The sequence below is a fragment of the Nonomuraea sp. NPDC050691 genome, from assembly GCF_040654455.1.
Classification (GTDB): Bacteria; Actinomycetota; Actinomycetes; order Streptosporangiales; family Streptosporangiaceae; genus Nonomuraea.
Map to the genome: position 1 here is coordinate 1 of NZ_JBFAIA010000101.1, position 21,155 is coordinate 21,155.

Genomic DNA, 21,155 nt, shown 5'->3' on the forward strand with positions numbered 1-21,155 from the left:
CGCGAGCGCACCCGCCCGCGGCCCGGCGACCAGCGCCGCCCCCGACACGCCCCCCGCGGTGAGCCCGGCGGCGACGGCCAGCGCCACACCGGGGGTGACACGGCCGGACGGGATGGGGCGCTCCGGGCGTTCGACGGCGTCCACGTGGCGGTCGGCCCAGTCGTTGGCGGCCATCCCCGCCCAGTACAGGCAGACCGACGCGCAGGCCAGCCCGGCCGTGCGGCGGTCGAGCACGCCGGCCGCCGCGGCGCCGGCGACCACGTCGCCGGGCACCGACAGCGCCGCCGGCATCCGCACCAGCTCGACGAGATCTCGTACCGCGGGACGCCTCGGCCACCGGGGCCGCGCCGTCCGGCGGATCACGGCGATCACCGTGGCCCGCTGGTGACCGGCCCGGGGCCGGTGCGCAGGCCGTCGGCGAAGTCGCACAGCAGGCGCCACTGATCGGCCAGGCCGTGGGGGGCCGACCCGAGCGGATCCTTGAAGAAGAACGCCAGCTCGGTCAGCGCGCCGCGGCGGCCGTGCTCGTGCGCGGCGGCCGTGAGCCGGGCCAGGTCGAGCACCAGGGGCGCGGCCAGCGCCGAGTCGCATCCGTGCCAGGTGAAGTCCACGCGCATGCGCCGCCCCAGGAAGCCCTCGAACGTCACCAGATCCCAGGCCGTCTTGAAGTCGCCGGCGTCCTCCAGGTAGTCGATGCGGGTCTCGCCCTGGGGAAGGTAGCCGAGCGTCTCGCCCAGCACCTTGCTCTTGCTGGCGGCCTTGGCGGCGTTCGGGCCCGGACGCGACAGGTTGGCCCCGTCACCGCCGCCGAGCAGGTTGGTTCCCGACCAGGTGCGCACCCGCAGGTTGCGCATCGCGAACATGGGCGCCAATACCGACTTCACCAGCGTCTCGCCGGTCTTGCCGTCGTGCCCGCCGTACGGCACGCGCCGCCGCGCCGCCAACTGGTGGAGCGCGGGCAGCCGTGCGCCGGTGGAGGGGGTGAAGTCGACGAACGGGCAGCCCGCGCGGAACGCGGCGTAGGCGGCCAGCGAGCTGGGTGGCAGGAGCGCCCGGCCGCCCGGCTCCCGCATGGCTTCCTCCAGCGCGTCGAGGCGGGCGTGCGCGGGATGCGGGGCGAGCGCCGGTTCGGTCGTGGCGACGTTGACGACGACGACCCGCCGGAGACGGTGCCGCTCCTGGAAGGAGGCCAGGTCGGCCGCCATCAGCGCCGCCGCCTCGGCCTGGTCGCGCGCGGGGGGCAGCGGCCGCACCTCCCGCTCGGCCGCCGCCAGTTCCTCCTCCAGCGCACGGACCGGTCCGGCCGGGAGCACACCCGTGTCGGCCAGCGCCTGCGCCTTCTTCACCAGCGGCACCGAAGTGACGTCGTGCCCGCCGAAGACCAGCTCGCCCAGGGCGGGCAGGGGCGCTCCGGCGAGCCGGGGCAGTTCGGTGACGCAGCCGGTCGGCTCGGCCAGCCCGGCCCGGACGGCCAGCGCGCCGAGGACGGCGGTGACCGCGACCGAGCCGCGCCCTCCGACCAGCCACACTCCCGTGGTCATCTGAAGCTCCTCCTCGCGTCGGTGTTCGTGGTCGGGCACGTGATGGTGGGGGCTCAGGAGACGGGCACGGACTCCGGCTGGAGGTCAGCCGCGGGTCCACTTCTGGTTGGCGCCGCCGTGGCAGGTCCAGATCTGGACCTTGGTGCCGTTGGCGGTGCCGGCGCCGGACACGTCCAGGCACTTGTTCGCCCCGACGGCGGTGATGGTGCCGTCGGCGTTGAGGCGCCACTTCTGGTTGTTCTGGCCGTTGCAGTCCCAGATGATCACCGCGGTCCCGTCGGCGGTGCCGGCGCCGTTGACGTCCAGGCACTTGCCGCCGGACGTCCGCAGCTCACCGGCGCCGGTAGGAGTCCACTGCTGGTTCGGCTGCCCGTTGCAGTCCCAGATCTGCGCCTGCGCCCCGTTGGCCTGGGAGGCGCCGGCGACGTCGAGACACCGGCCCGACCCCACGCCCCGCAGCGCCTGAGTCGCCGGTGGGTCACCCGGGGGCAGGAGGGTGATGGTGAAGCTGTCGTCGGCGCTGACGTGGGGGAGGTTGACCGTCGTGCCGTCACCGGACAAGGTGATGGTGGAGTCCTGGACGGTGACCGGGCCGGAGACCGCGCCGCCGCCGTTGTAGGGGATGCGCTGGGCGACCACCCGCACCTGGTTGTCCCGCACGACGCCGCTGGTGGTGTCCAGGCGCCGCAGGGCGACGGCGATGTTGCCCGTCGTGCTTCCGCCGCCGACCAGGATCTTGGCCGTCCCCTCGGCCTTGGTCGCGAACGCGTCGTAGGACCTGCTGGGGGTGACGGAGGCGATTTGGCCGGTCTGCGTTCCGTAGAACTGGTAGACCCACCATTCGCCCTTGGGCTGGTACCGGCCCGCCGAGTCGCGGACGAGCAGGTTGGCGAGATCGTTGTGCAGGTTCGCGCCGCCCGCCCAGTTGGCGCGCAGGCCGTCCGCGCCGGCCCGCTCAAGACGCGCGATGTACCAGGCCCCGTCACCCGGGTTCTGCTCGTTGGAGGCGCCGTACTCGTTGATCTGGTACGGCCGCGGATGGGGGATGCCGCGCGAGGCGAGGGTGGTGTCGGCCGTGGCGGCGTTCGTCACCGGGTCACCGGGCAGCGAGTGCCAGCTGACGATGTCGGGGACCACGTCGTTGGCCTTGACGTAGTCGAGGTACTGGGTCCACCAGCCGCCCGTCGCCGGCACACAGGCGCAGCTCGGCCCGACGATCGGGTGCGCCGGGAAGGCGGCCCGGATGCGCTGGTAGGCGCGCTTCCACATGGCGAAGTACTGCGACTGCGGACGGTTCCAGAACAGGGTGATGTTGGGCTCGTTCCAGATGTCCCACTCCACCGGGGCGCCGGTCGAGCGCACGTCGTTGATGAGGCGGGTGAGGAAGGCGTCGTAGTCGGTCCAGTCGCCGTTGTCGCCGGGGAAGCGCGAGATGGGGTAGCCGTCGGCGCCCCACAGGTCGTGGACGAGCAGGACGAACTGGCCGCCCAGCGACCTCGTGCGCAGCAGTTGCGCTCGGGTGGCGTTCCACCGGCGGTCGTACTTGCCCGACACCCAGCCGCCGGGGCTGTCGAGCTGCGCCCCGCCGGCCCGCATGGACCGGAACTTCACGTCCGTGAAGAAACGGTCCGGGGGATTGGCCGCGTTCTCGGTCATCCCGTAGATCCAGCCGGAGGCCCGGTAGGTGGGAGAGCCGCCCGCGACGGAGAAGTCCACGCTGATGCTCTCGTCCGCCGCCTGAGCCGGCCCGGCGGTCGAGACGACCGATGCGGCGACGAGCGCGCCGATGGCCAGCAGCGTTGCCAGGCGGCGAGGGCATCCGCGCCGCCCGCGACCCGAGGTGTCCATTCACACTCCTTCGACAGAGGGGGACGTGGGACCGGTCAGGCGCGGGTCCACTTCTGGTTGGCGCCGCCGTGGCAGGTCCAGATCTGGACCTTGGTGCCGTTGGCGGTGCCCGAACCGCTGACGTCCAGGCACTTGTTCGCCCCGACGGCGGTGATGGTGCCGTCGGCGTTGAGACGCCACTTCTGGTTGTTCTGGCCGTTGCAGTCCCAGATGATCACCGCGGTCCCGTCGGCGGTGCCGGCGCCGTTGACGTCCAGGCACTTGCCGCCGTACACGCGCAGCTCACCGGAGCTCGTCGACGTCCACTGCTGGTTCGGCTGCCCGTTGCAGTCCCAGATCTGCGCCTGCGCGCCGTTGGCCTGCGAGGCGCCACTGACGTCCAGGCACCTGCCGGCGTTGACGTTGCGCAGGGCGCCGGCCGCCCCTGGGGGCACCTTGATCGGCCCGTTGAACGTCAGCTTCACCACATATGCCAGAGCCGAGTACGGGCGGCCGGGCAGCGTGATGTGCAGGCCACCGGTGTCCTGGTTGCGCGTCGGCAGGTCGATGTACGTGCCGGCGGTGTCGCCGATCAGCTCGGCCTTGCTCAGGTTGGACAGGTCCACCCTGCCGCTCGCCAAGGAGGCGAGGTTGAGGGTGGCGCCGTTGCCGGGCCAGCCGAGCACGGTCGCGTACAGGACGGTGTTGTCCTTGCTGCGGGTGTAGCGGATGTCCTGCGCCGTGCCGGCGCGCGGCGTGGTGAACGAGCCGCCGCCCATCTTGGTGGGACCTTCGCCGTAGGTGGTCCAGGCGCGGGTGGAGTAGATCGACTCGCCGTTGCGCCTGAGGTGGGTCCCGATGGCGTTCAGGATGTCCTTCTGCCCCTGCGGAATGGTGCCGTCGATCATGGGGGAGATGTTGAGCAGCATGTTGCCGTTCTTGCTGACCCGGTCGATCAGCGAGTGGAGCATCGCGGGTGCGCTGTAGTAGCCGATCCCGTTGGTGTAGGACCAGCTGGAGCTGCTGATGGCGTCGTCGGTGAGCCAGTAGGGGTACTGGATGCCGGCGGGGCCGCCGCGCTCGTAGTCGAAGACCTCGCCCTTGTTGTTGAAGCCGTCCTTGTAGGTGGCCACGACCTCCTTGCCCCACGCGTTGGCCTGGTTGTAGTAGTACGACAGGAAAGCGAGCCGTCTGGACTCGTCGACGCGGGTGAGGTTGAAGTCCTGCCAGAGGATGTCGGGCTGGGCCTGGTCGACGACCTCCTTCAGCTTGTCGTACCAGAGCTGGTTCTGCGCGGCCGGGCCGAGCTGTCCGTAGAGCTTCTTCAGCGACGTGGTGGGCTGCGCCGGCACGTGGTCGTAATAGCCGGTGAAGTTGTACGCGTGGTGCATCGCGACCAGCAGTTTCATGTTCTTGGCGCGGATCGCGTCGGCGAAGAGCCGCAGCAGGTTCAGCTTGGGGCCGCGGCCGGCCGAGTTCCACTCGTTGACCTGGCTGTCCCACATGGAGAAGCCGTCGTGGTGTTCGGCGACCGGGCCGGCGAACTTGGCCCCCGAGTCGGCGAACAGCTGCGCCCACTCGTCCGGGTCGAAGGCGCCGCCCGCGGACTTGAGCTTGGGCGCGAACTGGACCCAGTTGCCGGCCTTGTCACGCGCGCCGTCGATGAAGTTGTGGTACGGCCACGCCGAAGGATCGCCGTAGACGCTCTTGTGGCGGTTGTTCTCCGCGGAGCCGCCGACGTACATGTTGCGCGGGTACCACTCGCTGCCGAAGGCGGGCGTGGCGAAGGCGCCCCAGTGGAAGTAGATGCCGAACTTCGCGTCCTGGAACCATTCCGGCGCGGCCGGGTGCTGGTCCACCGATGCCCACGTGGGCTCGTAGACCGAGGGGGCGGCCGTGGCGGTGCCGGCGAGGGCGGGCGCCGTGAGAAGGGCTCCCGCCAGCAGGAGGGCGCCGGCGAGGGCGGCGCGTCTGCGGAGAGCGGACAGCTTGATGGGGGGCACGCTGTCTCCTGGTGTTGGCCATCGTATCGATTCGATCAGGTGAGGCGAGGCTTTTTCTGTGCGCGGCTGCGGAGGGTGCGGCCGGGTGTGCTCAGAGGCTCAGAGGCGGGTCCACTTCTGGTTGGCGCCGCCGTGGCAGGTCCAGATCTGGATCCTGCTGCCGTTGGCGGTGCCGGCGCCGGACACGTCCAGGCACTTGTTCGCCCCGACGGCGGTGATGGTGCCGTCGCTGTTGAGGCGCCACTTCTGGTTGTTCTGGCCGTTGCAGTCCCAGATGATCACGGTGGTGCCGTCGGCGGTTCCGGCGCCGTTGACGTCCAGGCACTTGCCGCCGTACACGCGCAGCTCACCGGAGCTCGTGGAGGTCCACTGCTGGTTGGCCTGCCCGTTGCAGTCCCAGATCTGCGCCTGCGCGCCGTTGGCCTGCGAGGCCCCGCTGACGTCCAGGCATCGGCCCGACCCCGCCCCCTTCAGCGCGCCCGCCGGCGGCGGATCGACCGTGGGGGTGACCGTCGGCGTCGGCGTCGGACCGCCGCCACCGAACTGCGCGAAGAAGTTCCACACCACTGGCCTGGTCCAGGACTTCTCGCCGGGTTCGAGGTCGCCGGGCTTCCCGTCCACCGGACCGGGAGTGTGACCCGCGTCGAACGCCGCCCATGCGACCGGGTACCCGGCCCGGCATCCCGCGTAGGAGGTGACGATGTGCGTCAGACTGCCCTGCGCCGGCTCCGGCGGGTTCTGGGGGGTGCAGCCGTTGTTCCTGACGAACCTGTCACGCAGCGACCGGCCGGCGGAGATGTTGAGCACCGGGTCCCTCAGGCCGTGCAGCCCTATGTACGCGATGGGCTCGGTGCCGCCGCTGCATCCGCTGAGCTGCCCCCCGGAGTAGACCGCCACCGCGCGGAACGTCGTCGCCCGGGCACACGCGAGCGCGTAGCTCATGCCGCCGCCGTAGCTGAAGCCCAGGGCGAAGCGCTGGGAGGTGTCGACGCAGAGGTCCGCCTCGATCCGCCGGATCATGTCGTCGACGAAGGTGATGTCCTCGCCGCCGGAGTTGGCCCAGCCGTTGTTGAAGCCCTGGGGCGCGACGAAGATCGCGGTGTTGTTCGACAATGCCCTGAGCCCGTAATAGGACCAGGGATATCCGCTGGTTCCGCCCGAGTCGACGTCGTTGGCGGTGCCGCCGTTCCAGTGGAACCCGAAGATCAGCCGGTAGGGCGTCGTGTTGGTGTAGTTGTCGGGAATTCTCAGGATGAAGTTGCGATTCTTGCCGCTCGTCGTGATCGACTGCGGACCGCTTCTCAGCGTCGGTGACTTGCCGCATCCCGCCGTGCCCGCGGCGGCGCTCGTTCCCGCCGGCGACGTGGTCGCGCTGTTGCCCAGCGCCGCCTGCGTCGCACCCAGGACGAGCAGCGCGGCGGTGGCGACAGCGGTGAGGAGCGCTTTATGCCGCGACATCACGCGCGCTCCTTCACCGTTCTCATGAGGACACAGATCAAGGGGAAAGCCATTTCTGCCGCCTTTCTGATGTGAGCGCTCACATTGCCGCGAGGATCGAATGGCTCCTTTCTTCTGGTCGGCTGGAGGGCGATGGTGCAGCGGAGCAAATATGACCGTGACCGGACCTGTCAAGCCGCGGCCTTCCCAAGGTTGACGGGTCCTCACCCGAGAGGGTCCGCCGCTTCCGCGCCTGGCCAGGGAAGGCGGCCGTGGTCACCTTCGGCGCCCTGTCATGAAAGTTTCACCGCCGGCGCGTCGAATCGATTCGCGACGATCAAGCCGACGGCTCCTGGCGTGCGGCAGTGGGGTGAAGCGTACGGATATGTCGGGTGCTAACGCTGCAGCCGCACAGGATCGGCCGGTCCGCTGCGGCGGACCAGCCACGCCTCGGTGATGTGATGGAACATCGCCTCGGCGGCGCCTTCGGGGTCGTGGGCGGCGATGCGTTCGTAGATGCGGCGGTGCCCGAGGTTCGACGCCACGCACAAGGCCCGCTCGGTCCGGCCCATGTACCGCGCGGTGTTGATGACCTGGCTCTCCAGTGCCCGTACGACGCCGCGAGCGATGCGATTCCCGGACGTCTGCATGATCGTGTCGTGGAAGGCGCGGTCGCTGTCGGCGTACGTGGCGGGATCGTCCACCAGCTCGTCCATGCGGTCCACCAGCGCGCGCAGCCGCTCCACCGTGTCCGGGCCGGCCAGGCGGGCGGCGACGTTGGCCATGTCGGACTCCAGGACGCGCCGCGTGACGACGAGGTCGTCGAGGATCGTCAGGCTCTCGTCCTCGGCGATCGTCGCGGCGAGGACGAGCTCGTCGAGCATGTCCCACATCGCCGGTGGGTTCACCATGGTGCCGGCGCCCTGTCGGACCTGGACCAGCCCCTTCTCCTGCAGGATCTTCACGGCTTCCCGGACGACGGTGCGGCTCACGGAGAAGGCCTCGCACAGGGCGGGCTCGGGGGGCAGCGGGGTGCCCGGCGGGTGCACGCCGCGCACGATGCGCTCCACCAGCTCGGCCGTCACCGCCCGCGCGAGAGTGGCCGGGCGTCGTGCCCACGCCGGTGGCGCCGGGACACCGCCGGCCGTTTCCTGCGATGCCGTCATATTCCCCTCCGGTGGCCTGCGAGGACCGCGCCACCGCGTCAGTATACGTGTCGCACCGTTGACGTCAGACGTCATACGAGTTACGTTTCGGCGGGTGACGGCGGGGCCCTCGGCCGCTATCGGAAGGTGAGCAGGTATGAAGCAGCGCGTGTTGTGCTCGGCCGTGATGGTCGCGGGACTGGCCTTGGCCGGCTGCGGAAGCGCGGCACGGACGGGATCCCCTTCCGGAGACTCGCAGCAGAAGCAGCAGAAGCTCGTGGTCTGGGACTGGAAGTCCGGTGAACCGGCGGCCGCCACGTACATCGAGAAGGCGAAGGCCGACTTCGCCAAGCGGCATCCCGGCGTCACCGTCGAGTTCGTCGCCCAGCCGTTCGACCAGTACTACACCTTGCTCGGCACGGCCGCCCAGTCCCGGAAGGGGCCCGACGTCATGCTCTTCAACGGCGGCGGGCAGATCCGCGACCGGGTCGACGCGCTGCTCCCGCTGGACCAGTACGTGGCCCAGGACAAGAGCCGGTTGGCCGGCTGGGACGCGTTCACCAAGGACGGCAAGACCTACGCCGCGCCGGTGACCCTCCAGGGGCACCCGATCTACTACAACAAGGCGCTCTACGAGAAGGCCGGTCTCGACCCGGCGAACCCGCCCAGGACATGGAACGAGCTCGTCCGCGCGTGCTCCGCCGTCAAGAAGGCGACCGGGGCCGCGTGCTTCGCGCTCGGCAACAAGGAAGGCTTCGGCATCCAGTTCTTCATGTCCGGCCTCGGGTCCGGCATCCTGACGCCCCAGGAGTACGGCGACTGGATCGCGGGGAAGCGCGACTGGACCTCTCCCCACGTGAGGCGGATCTTCGAGTTGTGGAAGGAGGCCGGTGACAAGGGTCTGAACAGCGACGGGCCCAACTCCACCGCGATGTTCACGGACGTCTTCAGGGTCTTCGAGAGCGGTAAGGCCGCTCACGTCATCGGCCTGATGTCGGACGTCGGGCACTGGAAGGACTTCGGCGAGTTCCTGCCGCCCGACAAGATCGGCGTCATGACGGCTCCCGTCGTGACCGGCGGAGCCACCCCGAGCCTTCCGTACGACGGCGGCATCGGCTACGCGGTCGCCAGGTGGACCAAGGACCCGGGGCTGGCCGCGGACCTGGTGCGATCCCTGACCTCGACCGGCGCCCTGACCGCGTTCTCCTCCGAGGCCGGCGCGATCGCGTCCGACACGACGATCGACGTCTCGCGGTCCGGCCCGGCCGTCGCCGCGATCGTGCCCGAGATCAGGACCGGCAGGCCCGCCCTGCACGTCGCACTGTCCTCCAAGACCCTGGACCTGATGGGGAGACTGTCCCAGCAGCTCCTGAGCGGGTCGACCACCGTCGACAAGGCCGTTGAGCAGCTGGCCGCAGCCGACCGGGCGAGCTGATCGCGTGCCGCTCCGAGGTACGTCGCCGTTGGTCCGCCCGGCCGGCTCCGGGCGAGCCGGTGGCGCGACGACGAAGCAGGGGGGACCCCTCAGGGGCGCTCGTGCGGGCACCAGGCCGACCTCCCGTGGGGCGCGCGCCGAACGCCTCGCGCCCTACGTCCTGGTGGCCCCGGCCGTACTGATCCTCGTGACGCTGCGGCTGTGGCCGCTCGTCCTGGGGGTCAACTACTCCTTCACGGGTGACGGCGCGTCCAACGGGACCCCGGTAGGTCTGAGCAACTACCTGGAGCTGGCCGGCGACCCGTTGTTCCGCACCTCGCTGCGCAACGTCGGGCTGCTGGTGCTGCTGCTCCCCGTGGCGGTGGCGATCCCCGGCCTGCTCGCGACCTTCATCTACCTGCGCGTGCCGGGGCACCGGGTCTACCGCAGCGTCTACTTCTTCCCTGCCGTGCTCTCACCGGTGATCGTCGGCGCGATCGTCAACCTCATGCTCGGGTTCGACGGCCCGTTGAACGGCGTCCTCGGGATGATCGGCGTCGGCCCGGTCGACTGGCTCGGCGATCCGGACATCGCCATGTTCACGGTGGTCGGCGTGCACGTATGGGCGACGTTCGGGATGGCCCTGGTGGTGTTCCTCGCCGGCTTCAGCACTCTGGACGCGTCGCTGCTGGACGCCGCCCGCGTGGACGGCGCGTCGCTCCACCAGGTCATCAGGCACGTGATCGTCCCGGGCCTGACGCGCACCATCCAGTTCGTCTTCGTGACCACGATGATCGGAATGCTGACGTCCATGTTCGGCCTGCTCTTCGTCATGACCAGCGGCGGCCCGGAGGGATCGACCTACCTGCCGGAGTACTACATCTGGCACCAGCAGGGACAGATGAACCGGCCGGCGCTCGCCTCGGCCGCGTCGACGGTTCTCTTCGTCGTCATGCTCGTGGTGGGGCTTCTGCAGATCACCCTGCTCCGCCGCACGGGGAGGCGGGACTGATGCCGGGCATGCGTCTGGCCAGGTGGGTGGCCGCGGTTCCGATGGCCGTTCTCGCGCTGGTGACGATCTATCCGCTCGTGTTCACGGCCAACGTCGCGGTGAAGACCCGGCGCGACTACGTCCTCGACCGGTTCGCCCCGGCGGGTTCCCCGCGCTGGGACAACATCGCGGAGGCGTGGGCCGGCGCCGGAATGGCGCGGTACTTCGCCAACTCCTTCGTCGTCGTGGCGTTCGCCGTGGCCGTGCTGTTGCTGCTGGGCTCGATGGCGGGTTTCGCGCTGAGCCGGCTGCGGTTCCGGGGTTCTTCGGTGATCTACCTGGGCTGTCTCGCGGGACTGTTCGTCCCGTTCCAGGTGATCATGGTGCCGCTCACCAGGATCATGGCGGACACCGGCCTCGTCGACACCTATCCGGGTCTCATCCTGGCCTACGTGGCGCAGTTCCTCCCGTTCACCGTCTTCCTGATGACGAGCCACTACAGGACCATTCCGCCGGAGATCGTCGACGCGGCCAGGATCGACGGGAACTCGGTGTACGGCGTGTACCGGCGGATCATGCTGCCGCTGGGCGTGCCGGCGCTGCTGTCGGTCGGCATCCTCGACATGCTGTTCTGCTGGAACGACGTGCTCATCTCCCTGCTGATGATGCCGTCGCCCGAGCATCGCACCCTCATGATCGGGGTCAACTCGCTGCGCGGACAGTACTCCGACGACATCCCCACCTTCGCCTCGGGGGTCCTGATCGCGGCGGTACCCGTGCTGATGATCTATCTGTTCCTCCAGCGCCAGATCGCCGAAGGCGTCACGGCCGGTTCCACGAAGGGCTGACATGCGGATCACGGGCTATCGGGTCACGACGACGGTCCAGGAATGGGGCCGCCCGGTCGGTGACGCCAACGGTGTCTTCGCCGACGGGGCCGTCCCGGTGCCGATCGTCATGGTGGACACCGACGAGGGGATCACCGGCGTCGGCCTCGGACCGCACGCGCAGATCGACGCCGTGTTCGCCGCGATCGAGGGCGAGGACCCGCGCGGCGTGACGGCGCTCTACGACCGCATGCTGCGGCAGACCTTCAAGGCGGGACACGCGGGAGCCGTGTTCGGCACGATCGGCGCGCTCGACACCGCCCTGTGGGACATCAAGGCACAGGTGGCCGGTGAACCGCTCTGGCGCCTGCTGGGCGGACGCGACAGGAGGGTGCCCGCCTACGCCTCGGGCCTGGACATCGGTCTGACCGACGACGAGCTCGTCTCACTCCACCGGGTCTACGCCGAGCACGGTCTCCGCGCGGCCAAGCTCAAGGGCGGCCTCGACATCGAACGCGACCGGCGCCGCCTGACGCTGGTACGCGACGTCCTGACCGAGGCCGGGCACGGATCGCGGCCGGGGCTCATGCTGGACGTGAACGAGGCATGGACGCGCAAGCAGGCGGTCCGGCACGTCTGCGAGCTGGAGCGCACCCTGGATCTCACCTGGATCGAGGAGCCGGTCCGGCGGTGGGACGCCGAAGGCCTGGCCGCCGTCGGCCGTGGCGTCCGCGCCTCGGTCGCGACCGGGGAGAACCTCACCGGGCTCGAGCAGTTCCGTCCGCTGCTGGCCGCGGGTGCCGTCGACATCGTGCAGACGGCCGTGGTGTGGGGGGTGACCCACTTCCTGCGGGTGTCGGCCCTGGCGCACGCCCATGACCTGCCGGTGAGCCCGATCGGCACCACACCGGTCGCGCTGCTGCACGCCGCGACGTCGGTGCCGAACCACCTGGCCAGCGAGCTCCAGGACCTGCACCCGCCGCTCGGAATATCGCTCGACCTGCACGTCGAGGACGGCGCCTTCATCCTCGGCGACGCCCCGGGCCTCGGCGTCACCCTCGACGAGCACGCGATCGACGCGTTCGCCCGGCGGCCGGAAGCCAGGACCGCCGGGGGTCCCCACATCCGGCCGGAACACGCCGGACGACGGCTGCTGGCAGTGGCCGACGGATTCCAGCCCCGGCGGTCACCGGGACGGGACGGCGCCTTCCGCGACTGACGGTGACGTGGAGGTGAGCGCCCTCCCCGCGCGGGCCTCGCGGCCGCCGCCTCACGTCAACACCATCCGACGCTCTGCCGACGCCTGCATGGTGACGCGCGGCGCGATCACGCAGCGAGTGGAGCGAGCGGCCAAAGCCGGGCTGGTCGAACGGACCACCGCCGGGTCGGGCTACCACGCGCGCGCCGTCTCCCTCACCGACGCGGGCACCGCCCTGCTCGACCGCGTCGTCGCCGACCTGCTCACGACCGAGGACCGCCTCATCGGCCACCTGGCCCCCGAACGCCGCGACCAGCTCGCCGACCTGCTGCGCGAACTGCTCGCCGGACTGGGCGGCGCGAGACTGACCGGACAGGTCGGCGACTGAACAGTGATGACGGGGGTGAGCGCCGCCCGGCCCGACGACGCGGGTGGGCAGGAGCGCCGGCCACCGCCTTCCCGGCACGGGGCCGGCGCCTGGGTCTTGTCCCGGTACCGGGTCAGCGGTAGCCGGCGGCGATGACCTCCGCCTGGACGGCGTTCTCCACGGCGTCGGTGGGGTAGCCGGCGACCATGGCTCCTTCGTAGAAGGTGCCCGCGCTGAGGTTGGCGCCGCCGTCGGGCTTGCAGCAGTCGCCGCCGCTGCCCAGGATGATGGCTCCCTGCTTCTTCATCGGGCTGTAGCCGTTGGGGAGCGGGCCGTCGTAAAGGGTGTACAGGCTGCCGGACTGGGCGTTGCCGCCCTTCATGGCGAACCGGGACGTGCCGTTGTTCTTCAGCGTGGCCGTGACGAACTTGTGGGGGAAGGCCCGCTGGTTGGGGTTCCACGACTGGCTGCCGCCGGGGTAGAGGCCCCATTCGAGGTCGGCCTGGACCCAGGGGCCGCGTCCCTGGCAGCCGCCGAACCAGCATTGGGTGCTGAAGTTGATGGCGTCCATGGCGCCGGCGGCGTCGGCCTTCCTGGTGGTCTCGCTGTTGCCGTAGTCGAAGCAGCAGCCGCCGTTGACGTGGGTTCCGCTGGTGACCATGTACATGCCCTCCGGCGCGCTGCCCGTGGGAACGCCGGTCAGGTGGCCGTCCCGCCAGTAGCTGTTCCCGGGGTTGATGTAGAGGGAGTAGGCCTTGCCGCCGCCGACGGTGAGTGACTCGGTGGTCGCGATCGCGGGCCTGCTCTGGGGGGAGCCGGGGACCACGCTGGAGCCCTGGTACCACAGGTCGTTGCCCCGCCCGGACTGGTCGTAGACGACCGTGACGACGCAGGTGGTGCCGGCGCAGAAGGAGTCCTGCGCCGCGGCGTCGGCGAGGCCGCCCGCGGTCAGGACGCCGACGTTGCGGGTCGTGCTGTCGGAGGAGCGCCTGACCTGGTACAGGTTGCCGCTGTAGGAGCCGTAGAGCGCCCGGGTCGTGCTGTGCGCGGCCACGCACGGCGTGCCGCCCGAGGCGTAGATGTCGCACGGGCGCGCGCCGGGCGGCGGCGGGGTCGGCGTGGACGTCGGCGTGGTCGTCGGCGTGGGCCCGGCTCCGGTGGTCCACTTCTGGTTGGCGCCGCCGTGGCAGGTCCAGATCTGCGCCTTGGTGCCGTTGGCGGTGCCGGCGCCGGCCACGTCCAGGCACTTGCTCGCCCCGAGGGCGGTGATGGTGCCGTCGGCGTTGAGGCGCCACTTCTGGTTGTTCTGGCCGTTGCAGTCCCAGATGATCACCGCGGTCCCGTCCGCCGCGCCCGCGCCGTAGACGTCCAGGCACTTGGTGCCGTACACGCGCAGCTCGCCGGAGCTCGTGGAGGTCCACTGCTGGTTGGACTGTCCGTTGCAGTCCCAGATCTGCGCCTGCGCGCCGTTGGCCTGGGAGGCGCCGCTGACGTCCAGGCACCGGCCTGACCCCGCGCCCACCAGTGGCGTGGTCGCCGCCGAGGCCGGCGCCGACCATGTCAAGGCTGTGGCCGCGAGCGCCGCGCACACCGCCGCGACAGTCGCGACGACGGCCGCCCGGCGGCGCCGCCCACGCGGCGCACGGTCCGGTAAGGGAACGGTTGGAGGTTGCATGGGCGTACTCCTGGGAATGGTGAGAGCCGCTCGGAGACCGGTCGCCACGTACGAATCGATTCGATGACGAACGGGATCGGCTGAGGAGGGGGAGACGGCGGTGCAGAGCGAAGCACATACGACGGGCGGGCCCCTGTCAAGGCTCCGCCTTGCCCGCAGTCAGGGAGAGCCTCTCTCGGCGGCGCCATCGGGGTGGCCCGCGCTCCGACGAGCCGGGCCGGGATGAAACATTCATCCGCCACCCGGCGCCGGCCGGCCGGGCTCAGTGGGACGGGGAGAACAGGCGCTGCTGGATCTCCCGGCGGTAGTCGTCGAGAGTGTTGTCGATGTGCGTGGCGGCGGCCTGGGCGGCAGCCTCGGGGTCGCCGGCGCGGATGGCCAGGTAGATCGCCTCGTGTTCCTCGACGGCCTCGGCGGCGTGCCCGCCCACCGAGCCGCGCAGCCCGATGAGGCTGGACTGCGCCTGCAGGCGCCGGGCCTCCCGTACGGCGATCTGGAGGAACATGTTGTGCGCGGCCGTGGCGATGGCGGTGTGGAAGGTGTCGTCGCCCTCGTTGAACAGGTCTTCGCGTCCGGTCTCGAAGCCATGGCGGCACAGGGCGGCCGCGTCCTCGATGGCCCTCAGCTCCGCCGGGGTGGCGCGGCGGGCGGCCAGCCGGCTGGTCTCCATCTCCTGCGCGCGGCGGAACTCGAACAGCATGTAGACGTGGTCCAGGTCGGTGGGGAGGAAGAAGGACGCCCAGCGCCCGGTGCCCAGCATCCCCTCGTCGTCGGCCACGTACAGGCCGCGCCCCTTCTGGGCGCGCACCCGGCCCAGCGCGGAGAGGATCTTCACCGCCTCACGGACGACGGTGCGGCTGGTGCCCAGCTGCCGGGCCAGCTCGTTCTCGGTCGGCAGGCGATCTCCCGGGCGCAGGCGCAGCCGGACGATCAACTCCAGCAGCTGCTCCGCGGCCACCTCGTAGCCCGGCCGGTATCCGCTCTCCCGCGGGGTGTCGGTCACCGTGCTCCTTCCTCGCCGTTCCCCTGCAGAGTATGACTGATCGGGGCCACCGGCCCGGGGATGAACCCGGCGCCGGATCAGTACGACACATCTGAATGATTCATGCGGAAATGATCGACAGGGACCGCCACAGCGGCGGGAATCGTCGCTGGTCGGTAGGGGAGAACAGGCTCACCGTGGCCAGGAGGCGATGTGCGTAGGGCGAAATGAGTGGGCTTAAGGACTTGACGGGTGCCGGCGCCGAGATCGTAATAAGGAGCGAGGTCCGGGGGAGGCGCTCCTTCCGGACCCTCCGCGGCTGGATCGTGACCTGAGCACTCCTCCACCCCCCAGAGGAACCACCGTGCCATCATCCTCGCCCTTGCGGGCGCTGAGACCGCTCCTGACCGGCGTCCTCGCCGCGGTGCCGGCGGCGGCGCTCGCCCTCGTCGTCCCGGTCACCTCGGCCCTCGCGGCCGCCACGACCCTGTACGTGTCACCCACCGGCACCGGCACCGCCTGCACCTCCGCGCAGCCGTGCTCACTGTCCGCGGCGCAGACGGCCGTGCGGTCGCTGAACGGCGCCATGTCCGGCGACATCGTCGTCGAGCTGGCCGACGGGGTGTACCGGCTCTCGGCGCCGCTCCGGCTGACCGCCGCCGACTCCGGGAACAACGGCCACACCGTCACATGGCAGGCAGCGGCGGGCGCCCGTCCCGTCATCAGCGGGGCCCGGGCGGTCACCGGCTGGTCACTGGCCGACCCCGGGAAGAACATCTGGCGCGCCGGCGTCGGCACCGGGATCGACACGCGGCAGCTGTACGTCAACGGCGCCGTCGCCACGCGCGCCCGCACCCAGGTGAACCGGGCCGACTTCACCGCGACCGGCACCGGCCTGAGGTTCGGCAACAGCGCGCTGAGCTACCTGAACAACCTGGCCGACCAGAACCGGGTCGAGATGGAGAGCGTCGGCTCCTTCACCGACCGGTACGTGAGAGTGCAGAGCATCAGCGGCAACGTCATCACGATGCAGCAACCCGGCTGGAACAACAACACCTTCGGATACGACACCTTCACGCAGCCGCACCGGGCGGGCCCGCTGTACCTCGAGAACGCGTACGAGTTCCTGGACGCGCCGGGTGAGTGGCACATCAACCCCGGGACCGGCGTCCTGTCCTACATCCCGGCGGCCGGCCAGAACATGGGCGACCTCAGCGTCGAGCTGCCCGTGCTGCAGTCCCTGGTGAACCTCGGGGGCACCTACGACGCCCCCGCCCACCACATCACCTTCAGCGGGATCACCTTCACCGGCACGAGCTGGCTCGGGCCCAGCAGCGCCCAGGGCTACGCGGACCAGCAGACCGGCGCCTACATCGCGGGCAACTGGAACTGGCCCGCCGACAGGCTGACCTCCTGCCAGGAGGGCTGCCGGCAGTTCGAGGCCGTGCGGCCGAACTGGTACCAGATGCCCGCCGCCGTGCAGATCTCCGCCGCCCACCATGTCACCTTCACCGACTCCCGGTTCGTCAACCTGGGGCAGACCGCCGTCGGCATCGGCAACGACGCCAACGCGCACGCCAGCGGCGTCGGGCTGGGCGCGAGCGACATCGCGATCACCCGGTCCGAGGTCGCCCGCAGCTCGGCCGGCGGCATCCTGGTCGGCGGCGTGCGCGCCGACGCGCACCACCCAGGCGACCAGCGGATGGTCAACCGGAACATCACGGTCAGCGACAACCGGATCCACGACCTCGGCCTGGACTACCGGGGCGTCGTCTCGGTCCTGACGACCTACGTCACCAACACCGACGTGTCGCACAACGAGGTCTACAACATGCCGTACACCGGCATGTCGATCGGTTACGGGTGGGGCGCCAACGAGCCCGGCGGCAACAACCAGTACGCCAACCGCGGCCTGTACGACTACCAGCCGCGCTACACCACGGCCACCACCGCGTCCGGCAACCGGCTCGTCGGCAACCACATCCACGACGTCATGCAGCAGATGACCGACGGCGGATGCATCTACACGCTGTCCTGGAACCCGAACGCCGTGATCAGCGACAACTACTGCCTGCGGACCAACGGCTGGTTCGGGGTCTACTTCGACGAGGGCTCGAAGTACTACACCGTCACCCGCAACGTGCTGTCGAACACCGGCACCTGGGCCACCGCCAACTACTGGGGCGGCGAGAACATGGGCAACTGGACCGTCACCGACAACTGGTCGACCAACGGCAGCACCAACGTGACCAACGGCGACCGGGGCAACGTCGTCCGCGGCAACGTCACCGTCGGCAACGGCAACTGGCCGGCGGGCGCCCAGACCGTGATGGCGTCCGCCGGGCCCCGGACCGGCACGTCACCCTCGCCCACTCCGACGCCTCCCGGAGACGCGGGCGCGCTCAAGGGGGCGGGGTCGGGCCGGTGCCTGGACGTCAGCGGGGCCTCCCAGGCCAACGGCGCGCAGGCGCAGATCTGGGACTGCAACGGACAGTCCAACCAGCAGTGGACCTCCACGAGCTCCGGCGAGCTGCGCGTGTACGGCACCAAGTGCCTGGACGTCAACGGCGCGGGCACGGCGGACGGCACCGCGGTGATCATCTGGGACTGCAACGGCCAGAACAACCAGAAATGGCGCCTCAACAGCGACGGCACCATCACCGCCCTCGGGGCGAACAAATGCCTGGACGTGAGCGGTTCGGGCACCGCCAACGGCGCCAAGGTCCAGATCTGGACCTGTCACGGCGGCGCCAACCAGAAGTGGGCCCGCGCCTGACGCCGCGGCACTCCTCTGGCACGAAGCACGGCTGCGGCAACAGCGCAATGGCGCGCCCTTGCCCTGACTGATGGCCATATGTCAGGAAGGAATATTCATGTCCCGACGTCCGTGGCTCACCTTGCTGACCACGATGGCGCTGATCACTCCGGGAGCCCTCGTGTTCACCGCCTCCCCGGCGAACGCGCTGACCATCCCGGCCTCCGACTACCAGCAGGTGTCGCTCGCCTCGGGCGGCGCGGAGCTGGGTGAGGCGATGTCGCTGGCCGTGATGCCGAACCGGTCGGTGCTGCACACGGCGCGCGACGGCACGGTGCGCGTCACCGACGTCAACGGCAGCACGAAGGTGGCCGGCAGGCTCAACGTCTACACGCACGACGAGGAGGGCCTGCAGGGGGTGGCGGTCGACCCGGGCTTCGCGTCGAACCGGTACGTCTGGCTCTACTACTCGCCCCGGCTGAGCACGCCGAACGGCGACGCGCCGGGCAACGGCACGCAGGCGCAGTTCGACCAGTGGAAGGGCCACCTGAACCTGTCCCGCTTCACCCTGAAGTCCGACGACACCCTCGACCTGGCCAGTGAGAAGGTCGTGCTGGAGGTGCCGAACGACCGGGGGATGTGCTGCCATGTCGGCGGCGACATCGACTTCGACGCGGCCGGCAACCTGTATCTGACGACCGGCGACGACAGCAACCCGTTCGAGTCGGCCGGCTACTCCCCGCTGGACGAGCGGACCGACCGCAACCCGCAGTACGACGCCCAGCGCTCCGCCGCCAACACCAACGACCTGCGCGGCAAGGTCCTGCGGATCAAGCCGCAGCCGGACGGCACCTACACGATCCCCGCCGGCAACCTGTTCCCGCCCGGCACGGCGAGGACACGGCCGGAGATCTACGCGATGGGGTTCCGCAACCCGTTCCGGATGAGCGTGGACAAAGCGACCGGCATCGTCTACCTGGGCGACTACGGGCCGGATGCCGGCGTGACCAACCCCAACCGGGGCCCGAGCGGGCAGGTGGAGTTCGACCGCGTCACCGGTCCGGGCAACTACGGCTGGCCGTACTGCACGGGCACGAACACCACCAGTGAGACCTACAACGAGTGGAACTTCGCCTCCAACAGCACCGGCCCGAAGTACAACTGCGCGGGCGGCCCGGCCAACAACTCCTTCCGCAACACCGGCCAGAGCACGCTGCCCCCGGCCAGACCGGCGTGGATCCGATACGCCGGGGACGCCGGATCACCGCCGGAGTTCGGCTCCGGGTCCGAGTCGCCGATGGGCGGCCCGGTCTACCGCTACGACCCGAATCTGAACTCGGCCGTCAAGTTCCCGCAGGTCCTGGACGGGCGTTACTTCGCCGGTGAGTACGGCCGCCGCTGGATCAAGGCCATCGAGGTGAAGGCCGACGGCAACCCCGGGGAGATCTCCGCGTTCCCCTGGACGGGCACCCAGGTGATGGACATGGCCTTCGGGCCTGACGGGGCCCTCTACGTCCTCGATTACGGCGACGGGAACAACAACCAGGCGCTGTACCGGATCGAGTACATCGGCAAGGCCAACCGCAACCCGATCGCCAAGGCCTCCGCCGACAGGACCTCGGGACCGGCTCCACTGACGGTGAACTTCTCGTCCGCCGGCAGCTCCGACCCCGAGGGCGGCGCGCTGACGTACTCCTGGAACTTCGGTGACGGCACCACGTCCACGGTGGCGAACCCGAGCAAGACCTACACCGCGAACGGCGCCCACACCGTCACCCTCACCGTCCGCGACCCGCAGGGGCTGACCGGAAGCGCCAGCGTGATCGTGACCGTCGGCAACACCGCCCCGGCGGTGACGCTGACCACCCCGGCCGACGGGCAGCCGTTCACCTTCGGGGAAACGGTGCCCTTCCAGGTCACCGTCAGCGACCCGGAGGACGGCACGATCGACTGCACCAAGGTCACCGTCGCCTACTTCCTCGGCCACGACAGCCACCGTCACCAGATCACCTCCGCGAACGGCTGTACGGGCTCCATCTCCGTGCCGGTCGACGGTGAGCACGACGCCGCGGCCAACATCTACGGCGTCTTCGAGGCCTCCTACACCGACAAGGGCGGCCTGACCTCCACCAGCGCCCGCACGCTCCAGCCGCGGCACCGGCAGGCCGAGCACTTCGGCGCCCAGCAGGGCGTCCAGACGGCCGACCACGGCACCGCCGAAGGCGGCCGGACGGTGGGCTTCACCGACGACGGCGACTGGATCTCCTTCCAGCCGTACAGCCTGGGCGACGCGAAGCGGATCACCGCCCGGGTGTCGTCGGCGGGCGCGGGCGGCCGGATCGAGGTGCGGGCGGGCTCGGCCACGGGCACGCTGCTGGGAACGGTGAACGTCGCGAGCACCGGCGGGTGGGACACCTTCACCGACGTCTCGGCGAACCTCGCCGGCGCGCCGGCCGGCTCCACGACGCTGTACCTCGTCTTCCGCGGACCGACCGGACAGGGCTACCTGTTCGACGTCGACGCCTTCACCCTCGACACCGGCACGTCGCCCCCGGGGAGCGCGAGCGCGCTGAAGGGCGTGGGGTCGGGCCGCTGCCTGAACGTCACCGGAGCCTCCCAGGCGAACGGCGCGCAGGCGCAGATCTGGGACTGCGACGGCAGATCCAGCCAGCAGTGGACGGCGACCGATGCCGGTGAGTTGCGGGTGTACGGCGGCAAGTGCCTGGACGTCAACGGCGCGGGCACGGCGGACGGCACCACCGTGATCATCTGGGACTGCAACGGCCAGAACAACCAGAAGTGGCGCCTCAACAGCGACGGCACCATCACCGCCCTCGGGGCGAACAAGTGCCTCGACGTGTCCGGCGCCGGCACCGCCAACGGCACCAGGGTGCAGATCTGGACGTGCAACGGCCAGAACAACCAGAAGTGGAGCCGCGTCTGAGGCCACCCGTCCTTGACCGCACCACGATCAGCCACTGATGTGACGGAAG

The 21,155-nt window shown here is 70.3% G+C and carries 15 protein-coding genes; 7 read left to right on the forward strand and 8 right to left on the reverse strand.

Annotated elements, in window-relative coordinates; genetic code table 11:
* The 6 genes from AB0H81_RS28895 to AB0H81_RS28920 all read right to left on the reverse strand — a co-directional run.
* The coding region (locus tag AB0H81_RS28895; RefSeq protein ID WP_358380903.1) for a UbiA family prenyltransferase at positions 1 to 291 on the reverse strand (291 nt) is incomplete at its 3' end.
* A gap of 77 nt (positions 292 to 368) precedes the next feature.
* Positions 369 to 1,541, reverse strand: coding sequence for an inositol-3-phosphate synthase (locus AB0H81_RS28900; RefSeq protein ID WP_358380866.1), 1,173 nt, complete (start codon positions 1,539 to 1,541; stop codon positions 369 to 371).
* A gap of 84 nt (positions 1,542 to 1,625) precedes the next feature.
* A complete protein-coding gene (locus AB0H81_RS28905) occupies positions 1,626 to 3,389 on the reverse strand; it encodes a ricin-type beta-trefoil lectin domain protein (protein WP_358380868.1) in 1,764 nt (587 codons plus the stop codon).
* A 35-nt stretch (positions 3,390 to 3,424) separates the two neighbouring features.
* A complete protein-coding gene (locus AB0H81_RS28910) occupies positions 3,425 to 5,371 on the reverse strand; it encodes an alpha-L-fucosidase (RefSeq protein ID WP_358380870.1) in 1,947 nt (648 codons plus the stop codon).
* A gap of 99 nt (positions 5,372 to 5,470) precedes the next feature.
* A complete protein-coding gene (locus tag AB0H81_RS28915) occupies positions 5,471 to 6,829 on the reverse strand; it encodes a ricin-type beta-trefoil lectin domain protein (protein WP_358380872.1) in 1,359 nt (452 codons plus the stop codon).
* Between the two features lie 374 nt (positions 6,830 to 7,203).
* Complete coding sequence (locus AB0H81_RS28920) at positions 7,204 to 7,893, reverse strand: FCD domain-containing protein (protein ID WP_358380874.1); 690 nt, start codon at positions 7,891 to 7,893, stop codon at positions 7,204 to 7,206.
* A gap of 217 nt (positions 7,894 to 8,110) precedes the next feature.
* Here AB0H81_RS28920 and AB0H81_RS28925 point away from each other — a divergent pair, with 217 nt between their 5' ends.
* The 5 genes from AB0H81_RS28925 to AB0H81_RS28945 all read left to right on the forward strand — a co-directional run bounded on the left by AB0H81_RS28925 (position 8,111) and on the right by AB0H81_RS28945 (position 12,771).
* Complete coding sequence (locus tag AB0H81_RS28925; RefSeq protein ID WP_358380876.1) at positions 8,111 to 9,388, forward strand: extracellular solute-binding protein; 1,278 nt, start codon at positions 8,111 to 8,113, stop codon at positions 9,386 to 9,388.
* Between the two features lie 163 nt (positions 9,389 to 9,551).
* Positions 9,552 to 10,379: a sugar ABC transporter permease gene (locus AB0H81_RS28930; protein WP_358380878.1), complete on the forward strand. Its 828-nt coding sequence runs from the start codon at positions 9,552 to 9,554 to the stop codon at positions 10,377 to 10,379.
* Positions 10,379 to 11,206: a carbohydrate ABC transporter permease gene (locus AB0H81_RS28935; protein WP_358380880.1), complete on the forward strand. Its 828-nt coding sequence runs from the start codon at positions 10,379 to 10,381 to the stop codon at positions 11,204 to 11,206. Before AB0H81_RS28930 ends, AB0H81_RS28935 begins: the two co-directional genes overlap by 1 nt.
* A gap of 1 nt (position 11,207) precedes the next feature.
* Positions 11,208 to 12,404: a mandelate racemase/muconate lactonizing enzyme family protein gene (locus AB0H81_RS28940; protein WP_358380882.1), complete on the forward strand. Its 1,197-nt coding sequence runs from the start codon at positions 11,208 to 11,210 to the stop codon at positions 12,402 to 12,404.
* Between the two features lie 13 nt (positions 12,405 to 12,417).
* Positions 12,418 to 12,771, forward strand: coding sequence for a MarR family winged helix-turn-helix transcriptional regulator (locus AB0H81_RS28945; protein ID WP_358380884.1), 354 nt, complete (start codon positions 12,418 to 12,420; stop codon positions 12,769 to 12,771).
* 112 nt (positions 12,772 to 12,883) lie between these two features.
* Here AB0H81_RS28945 and AB0H81_RS28950 read toward each other — a convergent pair whose 3' ends face one another.
* Positions 12,884 to 14,272 (reverse strand): arabinofuranosidase catalytic domain-containing protein, encoded by a 1,389-nt coding sequence (locus AB0H81_RS28950; protein WP_358380886.1) that lies wholly within the window; start codon positions 14,270 to 14,272, stop codon positions 12,884 to 12,886.
* Positions 14,273 to 14,687: 415 nt separating this feature from the next.
* The gene (locus AB0H81_RS28955; protein WP_358380888.1) at positions 14,688 to 15,428 is read right to left on the reverse strand and encodes an FCD domain-containing protein; all 741 of its coding nucleotides are present in this window, start codon (positions 15,426 to 15,428) and stop codon (positions 14,688 to 14,690) included.
* A gap of 361 nt (positions 15,429 to 15,789) precedes the next feature.
* Between AB0H81_RS28955 and AB0H81_RS28960 the strand changes: the two genes are divergently transcribed.
* Positions 15,790 to 18,183, forward strand: coding sequence for an RICIN domain-containing protein (locus tag AB0H81_RS28960; RefSeq protein WP_358380890.1), 2,394 nt, complete (start codon positions 15,790 to 15,792; stop codon positions 18,181 to 18,183).
* Positions 18,184 to 18,280: 97 nt separating this feature from the next.
* A complete protein-coding gene (locus tag AB0H81_RS28965; protein WP_358380892.1) occupies positions 18,281 to 21,106 on the forward strand; it encodes an RICIN domain-containing protein in 2,826 nt (941 codons plus the stop codon).
* Positions 21,107 to 21,155 lie beyond the last annotated feature (49 nt).